The organism is Protofrankia sp. CiP1_Cm_nod3 (genome assembly GCF_982290655.1).
Window position 1 is genome coordinate 1 of sequence record NZ_CEVIVD010000208.1, and the last position, 6287, is coordinate 6287.

General features: G+C 71.4%; 6 protein-coding genes, 1 pseudogene and 1 riboswitch. Of the genes and pseudogenes, 3 read left to right on the top strand and 4 right to left on the bottom strand.

Annotated features, from left to right (window positions below; translation table 11 throughout):
- Window positions 1-237: pseudogene (locus AC5LUJ_RS22755) on the bottom strand (hypothetical protein); the annotation flags it as partial.
- Window positions 238-911: 674 nt separating this feature from the next.
- A riboswitch (cyclic di-AMP (ydaO/yuaA leader) is annotated at window positions 912-1064 on the top strand.
- Between the two features lie 101 nt (window positions 1065-1165).
- On the opposite strand from AC5LUJ_RS22755, the gene AC5LUJ_RS22760 reads away from it, so the two are divergent.
- Window positions 1166-1489 (top strand): transglycosylase family protein, encoded by a 324-nt coding sequence (locus AC5LUJ_RS22760; RefSeq protein ID WP_250285384.1) that lies wholly within the window; start codon window positions 1166-1168, stop codon window positions 1487-1489.
- 295 nt (window positions 1490-1784) lie between these two features.
- Here AC5LUJ_RS22760 and AC5LUJ_RS22765 read toward each other — a convergent pair whose 3' ends face one another.
- The gene (locus AC5LUJ_RS22765; RefSeq protein WP_250285383.1) at window positions 1785-2285 is read right to left on the bottom strand and encodes an NUDIX hydrolase; all 501 of its coding nucleotides are present in this window, start codon (window positions 2283-2285) and stop codon (window positions 1785-1787) included.
- Window positions 2286-2465: 180 nt separating this feature from the next.
- On the bottom strand, window positions 2466-3380 hold the full coding sequence (locus tag AC5LUJ_RS22770) for an LLM class F420-dependent oxidoreductase (RefSeq protein ID WP_250285382.1): 915 nt from the start codon (window positions 3378-3380) through the stop codon (window positions 2466-2468).
- Between the two features lie 581 nt (window positions 3381-3961).
- Between AC5LUJ_RS22770 and AC5LUJ_RS22775 the strand changes: the two genes are divergently transcribed.
- On the top strand, window positions 3962-4456 hold the full coding sequence (locus AC5LUJ_RS22775; protein ID WP_250285381.1) for a hypothetical protein: 495 nt from the start codon (window positions 3962-3964) through the stop codon (window positions 4454-4456).
- Window positions 4457-4681: 225 nt separating this feature from the next.
- Here the strand turns inward: AC5LUJ_RS22775 and AC5LUJ_RS22780 are convergent, their stop codons facing one another.
- Complete coding sequence (locus AC5LUJ_RS22780; RefSeq protein WP_250285380.1) at window positions 4682-5875, bottom strand: trans-sulfuration enzyme family protein; 1194 nt, start codon at window positions 5873-5875, stop codon at window positions 4682-4684.
- A 122-nt stretch (window positions 5876-5997) separates the two neighbouring features.
- Between AC5LUJ_RS22780 and AC5LUJ_RS22785 the strand changes: the two genes are divergently transcribed.
- Window positions 5998-6234, top strand: a complete 237-nt coding sequence (locus AC5LUJ_RS22785; RefSeq protein ID WP_250285379.1) for a hypothetical protein — start codon at window positions 5998-6000, stop codon at window positions 6232-6234.
- Window positions 6235-6287 lie beyond the last annotated feature (53 nt).

Genomic DNA, 6287 nt, shown 5'->3' on the forward strand with positions numbered 1-6287 from the left:
GAGCAGGGCCGGCAGGGTGTGCGGCAGCATCTCGGCCTCGTCCCGGGCCGGCACGATCACGGTGATCGCGGGCCAGCCGCCGGGCGGCTCGACGCCGCCAGCCCCGCCAGCCCCGCCGGTGCCGGCGGCGTCGGCGGCGTCGAGCCGGGTGTCGGTCCGCCAGAACATTCCGTGCCCGGCCGCGAGGACCAGCCAGACCAGCATCGAGAGCACCGCGCACGCCGCCAGCGTCATCATGCCGGTCAGCCTCGCAAATCAGCCGCCCACACGCGCCCATCGACACGGCTGTGTGGTCAGTTCCTCCCACTGGTGACGTGCCATGTCCCGTGCCGTCCTGCTGCCCGGACGGCACGGGCACGGGTACGGGCGGGCACGGCGGCGGCGAGCAAGGCAAACACGATACACGCCTTCCACACCGCCGCCAGCCCCCGGCGGGCGCTTTCCCGCGCGGCGCTTCCGACCATGCGACGGCTGCGTCGAAGAGCACCCCTCCGGCCACCCTCACGGCTATTTCCACGATCGCCTCGACCGCCTTCCCCCGGCAATTTTCGGCGAGTTTCCGACGGGCATTTCCATGTTCATGTCGGTGTTCGTTTTCATGAACATTTCCGTGACGGCGCTGCCGGCGGTCACGAATTCGGCCCAGCTGTCCACACCGCGCGCAGGAGCACCCGGCCGGAAGCGTGGCGATATCGCCACGCTTCGCCGGCGTCACATGCCCATCCAGATAATGAGCGCGCGGGCGCGCGCGTTACCGGACGACCGGGGCGACAATCAACATCAGGAATGCGGTGTGCTCATCTTCACGACTGTCCGCCCCCGCTTGCTTTCCGGGCCGGGACGGTGCGTATGGTCTGCGCCGTGCCTTCGCGAAGAAGGCACCCGTCGGGCGACACGCCGAATCCTGCCCCGGCCGACGGAAGCCAAACCAATGGCAGGAGCGGGGGAACCACTTTTTGCGGGCGTCGCGCATCGGACGTCCTTGGGGTGAAGCCGCGGAACGCGGCCGGGCAGTCCCAGCCCGAACCCGACAGCTCACCTCGCAGGCGTGGGGAAGGACATCATCATGTCCCAGACACGTACTCGTGACGGACACACGCGTGACGGCGCGGCCAGGCACAGCAGGCGGCGCAGCCGCCTGGGAATCAGGACCCGCACCCGCGCGATGATCGCTGTTCCGGCCGTTGTCGCCGCCATCGGCGGCAGCGTCGCGATGTCCCAGCCGGCGAACGCGGAACCGTCCTCGGACCGGGTGCTCTCCGCCATCGCGCAGTGTGAGTCCGGTGGCAACCCGGGCGTCGTCAACGAGATCGGCGCCGGCGGGCTGTTCCAGTTCCTGCCGCCCACCTGGCGGGGCGTCGGCGGGTCCGGTCTGCCGCAGCAGGCCAGCCCCGAGGAGCAGTGGAAGCGCGCCCGCATCCTCTACTCACAGCAGGGCACCGGGCCGTGGTACGCGTCCAAGCACTGCTGGTCCGGAAAGGTCGGCTGACCGGCCACCGGCGGCACGGCCACATTCCCCGTTCTTTCCGTTCCCTTGCCGTCGCTGTTTCCCTTTGCTTCCCTTTGTTTCCCTTTTCACGCTCGGGCCTCCCGCCGGACGGGTTTCGCTGATCCGGTAGACCCGGACGGCCCGTGCCCCGGATAGCCATCCGGTTCGCCCCGGGGAGCCGGCGTCATCCCGGTGGAGATCGGACCTCGGTCGGATCTCCACCGGGCGCCCGGTGGACAACCATCACCCACCGGTCACCGGCCGGCCGTGAACCGCCCAGGATTCCCGGCCGGGTTCAGAGCCGGAAACGTTCCCGGTCCACCCGGCCGAGCGGCGGGCGGGTGCGCTCGAGCTCCAGCCCGATGTCGACCAGGTCGATCCGCTCGAGAGCGTGGACCTGACCGAGGTCGACCCACGCGGCCTGGTCGGTCGAACCACCCACCTCGTAGCGCAGTTCACCGGCCACCACTCGGGCGGCGTAAATGACCCGCAGGGTCTGCTGGTCGGCTTCGACGCCCACCGCGCGCGGAAAGTTCCGACGTATCGAGTCCAGACCGAGCAGGGACTCGATCACGACGTGGTATCCGGTTTCCTCCTCGACCTCGCGGATCGCCGCGGCAAGCGGATCCTCCCCGTGGTCGAGCCCGCCGCCGGGCAGCGTCCAGAACGCCTGGCCCGCGCCGGCGAAGCGCGCGAGCAGCACTTCACCGTCCCGGATGCAGACCACATATGCCGCGAGTCTCAGCTCCCGGGTGAGAACCGGCTGTGCCTCCCCGTCCTCCAACAACCCACTCACCTGTGCGGCAACCCCTTCCGGCAGCGACAACCGACTCCGTCCGTCCACCCCCGCACCCAGCCGTTATGACTGTATTCGCGCGCGGCTATTCACGGGCGGCACGGACCGGTCAGCGCTCCACCGGACGGGAGAGCCCCACCCCACCCATCAGCCCGCCGGGCGGACGGCCGGCCCGGCGGGTCAGCCGACAGACGGCGTGTTGAGCGCGACGAGCAGGTCGCTCGTCACCTCCTGCTCCCGCGCCGAGCCGATCGGCTGCGCCACCAGCTCGGTGACACCGGCGCTCGCCAGCCGCCGGATCTGCCGTTCGACGGACGCCTCGTCACCGAGGATGACCGTCTCCCCCGGGCCGTCCACACCCTCCCGGTCGAGGACGGCCCGGTAGCTGGGCAGCTGGCCGACCATGGCGAACCGTTGCGCGACCCACTCCCGGCGTGTGTCGGCGTCCGAGGTCACACAGACGAAGCTGAGCGCCACCACCCGGGGATCCGGCCGGCCCGCGGCCCGGGCGGCCCGGGTGATCGTCGGCACGATGTGGTCGGCGAGGGTCGCCGGGCCCGTCCACGTGGTGACCGTGCCGTCGGCGAGCTCACCGGCGGCACGCAGCATCGCGGGGCCGAGCGCGCCGACCAGCAGCGACGGCGGCTTGCCGCCCGGCACGTCAACGGCGCCGACGGCGGTGAGGGACGCGCCCTGGTGGGTGACGCTCTCCCCGTGCAGCAGCGGGACCAGCACGGACAGGTACTCCCGCAGGTGCGCCGCGGGCCGGTCGAACGAGTAGCCGAACTGGCCCTCGATGATGGGCCGATGACTCACTCCGATACCCAGGGTGAGCCGGTTGCCCACGGCCGCCTGCACCGTCAGCGCCTGGCTGGCGAGCACCAGCGGATGGCGGGGATAGGTCGGCACCACCGCCGTCCCGACCTCGATACCGGGCGCCTCCCGGCCCACGACCGCCAGCGCGGTGAGCGCGTCCCACCCGCCGAACTGGGTCATCCAGGCACTGGCGAAGCCGGCCTTCGCCCCGTCGCGGGCCGCCGCCACGACCGCGTCCAGCGACCGCCCCTGATCGTCCAGGTACATCCCGACACGCATCGGACCCTGCTTTCCCTCATATATGATCACCAACGAGCCCGGCGTCACCGAACACGCTGATTCTGATTACTCTCAGCGAGTATCCAATGGCCTACGTGGCCACGTGGTACGCCACTCGCGGGTGGCCGTCGGCCATCGGCCATATGGGCGCCACGGGGGGCGCGCGACCGGGAAGCCCATCCGCATCCCAGGCGTCCTGCCATGATCGCGAAACTGGCGCCCGAGCGCGGGGAGCACGGAAGATTCACATAAAGTGAGTGTCCCTCCGGCTAGCGGCCGGCTCCGCCATTTCCGCCGTTGCCCCGCTGTGGTCCTCGCAACGCCCCGCCCCGGCGCTCCACCCAGGCGTGACCGGTCATGATCGGATCAGTTCGGAGGCTCGTCTCAGCCTCGACGGCGCTCCGCCGGAGCACACCGGCGCCTCATCGCGGAACGGAGAACGCGCATGCCCGCCCACGCCATCGTGTCCGGCGCACTCGGCCCGCCCGACGCCATCGCCGCCCACACCATCGCCTGTGCCACCGTCGCCGCCCGCACGGTCACCGGCCGCCGCCGCGACGCCTGAGGCGAGGATTGTCACTGTGACGAAGTTCTTCCTGATCCTGCACGTGCTGGCCGCCGTCCTCGCCGTCGGACCGGTCGCCGTCGCCGCCAGCATGTTCCCCCCGGCCCTGCGTCACGCCCAGGCCAGCCCCGGCGATCCGGCCGCCGTCGCGGCCCTGCGCGTCCTGTACCGCGTCTGTGCGGTCTACGCCCTCGTCGGTGTCGCCGTGCCCGCCCTCGGGTTCGCCGCCGCGGGTGAGCTGGGTGTCACAGGCAACGCCTGGGTGATCGCCTCGATCATCCTCACCGCGGGCGCGGCCGCCATCCTGGCGCTGCTCGTCCTGCCCGGCCAGCGCGACGCCCTCCACGCCGTCGACACCGCCGCGCAGGCCACGGCGGGCGCCGACGCCACCGCCAGCCTCGACGCGCGGGCCGGCGCACGCCTGGCCATGCTCACCGGCGCCTTCAACCTGCTCTGGGTGACCGTCACCATCCTGATGATCGTCAGACCCGGCTCCACCACCGGAGGCTGACCCACCCGTAGGTGAAAACCGCCATCCCCCCAGCCGAAACCACCTACAACCGCGGCAAGCGTAGGTGGAAACCGTCATCCTCACAGCGGAAACCACCTACACGGGCTGAGGCGGGCGTAGGCGGCTCTCCGCTGTCAGGCCCGAGTGAACCGAACCGCTCCGCGCGGACAGCCGGTGCCGTACCGGTTCGTGGCTTGGGCCTCCGTCCGTTCGCCGGCACTGTCGCTACAGGGAATCGGCTGCTGTGAGCACGTCATCGACGAGGTCGGCGGTGTCCTCGGTGCCGGCGGCGAGCCGGACCAGTCCCAGGGGGATCCCCGAGGCGATGATCTGTTCCTCGCTGAGCATCCCCGCCCACATCGCCGCGGGGCGCACCGCCAGGGACTCCACACCGCCGAGGCTGACCGCTCGTCGGACGTAGCGCAGCCGGTCGAGGAAGGTGTCGGCCGCCTCGTGGCCACCGGCGAACTCGACCGCGAGCACCCCGCCGAAGCCGGTGAGCTGGCGGGCCGCGAGCGCGTGCTGCGGATGCGCCGCCAGGCCCGGGTAGTGCACCCGCGCGACGGCCGGGTGCCGCTCCAGCGCCTCGGCGAGGGCCTGGCCGTTGGCGTTGTGCCTGGCCATGCGCAGCGGCAGCGTGCGCAGGCCGCGCAGCAGCAGCCAGGCGTCGAAGGGGCCGAGTACCGCGCCGGTGAGCAGGCCGACGTCCCAGACGCGGTCGAGGAGCTCCGCCGGCCCCGCGAGCACACCGGCTGACACGTCGGAGTGGCCGTTGAGGTACTTGGTCGCGCTGTGCCACACCAGGTCGACACCGAGGTCCAGCGGCCGCTGGTTCACGGGTGTGGCGAAGGTGTTGTCCGCCAGGACCAGCGCGTCGTGCGCGTGGGCGAGGCCCGCGACGGCGCGCAGGTCGGTGATCTGCAGCAGCGGGTTGCTCGGTGACTCGACCAGGACGAGGCGGGTCCGCGGGGTCAGGGCCCGGGCGAAGGCGTCGGGGTCCGTCTGGTCCACCTGCGTGGTCGTCACGCCCAGGCGCGGCAGAAGGTTCAACAACAGGGACGCCGTGCCGCTGTAGGTGGATCTCTGCCCGATCACGTGGTCACCGGTGGAGACCAGGGCCAGCACGGCCGTGGTGAGCGCCGCCATGCCCGAGGCGGTGACGAGCGCGGCCTCGGCGTGCTCCAGCTCCGCGACGACGGCCGCGACCTGCGCGTGGTTGGGGTTGCCGAAGCGGGTGTAGAAGCCCTGGCCGCGCCGTTCGACCGCCGCCTGGGCGAACGTCTCGGCGTCCTCGGCCCAGAAGGTCGCCGTCTGGTAGATGGGCGGCGCCACGGAGAGGTCGCGGCGCGCCTCCCGGTCGGCGTGGTTGACCGTCGTGCTGGCCGCGCTGGCCGCGCTGGCCGTACGGGCGTCCGGCATGCTTCTTCTCCTGTGTCGGCGGGGCTGGGGCTGACATCGCCAGGAACAGCACGATGTAACGGACCATAACCAACTAAAGAACAAACCCGGGCTTCACGCGCGGATCCGGCCCCCGCGGAACAATGGCCGCCGACCTGCGGTCGGCGTGGCTGGAATCGACGGCGGCGGACCGCGCCTACGCGGCCTGGGCGCGTGAGGGGGCCGGCATCTGTGTCTCACCGGCGCCGACGACATCCTCCAGCGTCCTCGCCCAGCAGCACAGCACGCAGGCCACCGCGGCCAGGCAACGGTTCGTCGCGTCCTGGAACGAGCTGGCCCCGCGCTACGGGTTCGCCTCCCGGCAGGCCGACGAGATCTGAGCGGAAAGCGTAGGTGGAAACCGTCATCGGCCCAGCGTTTTCCACCTACAGCA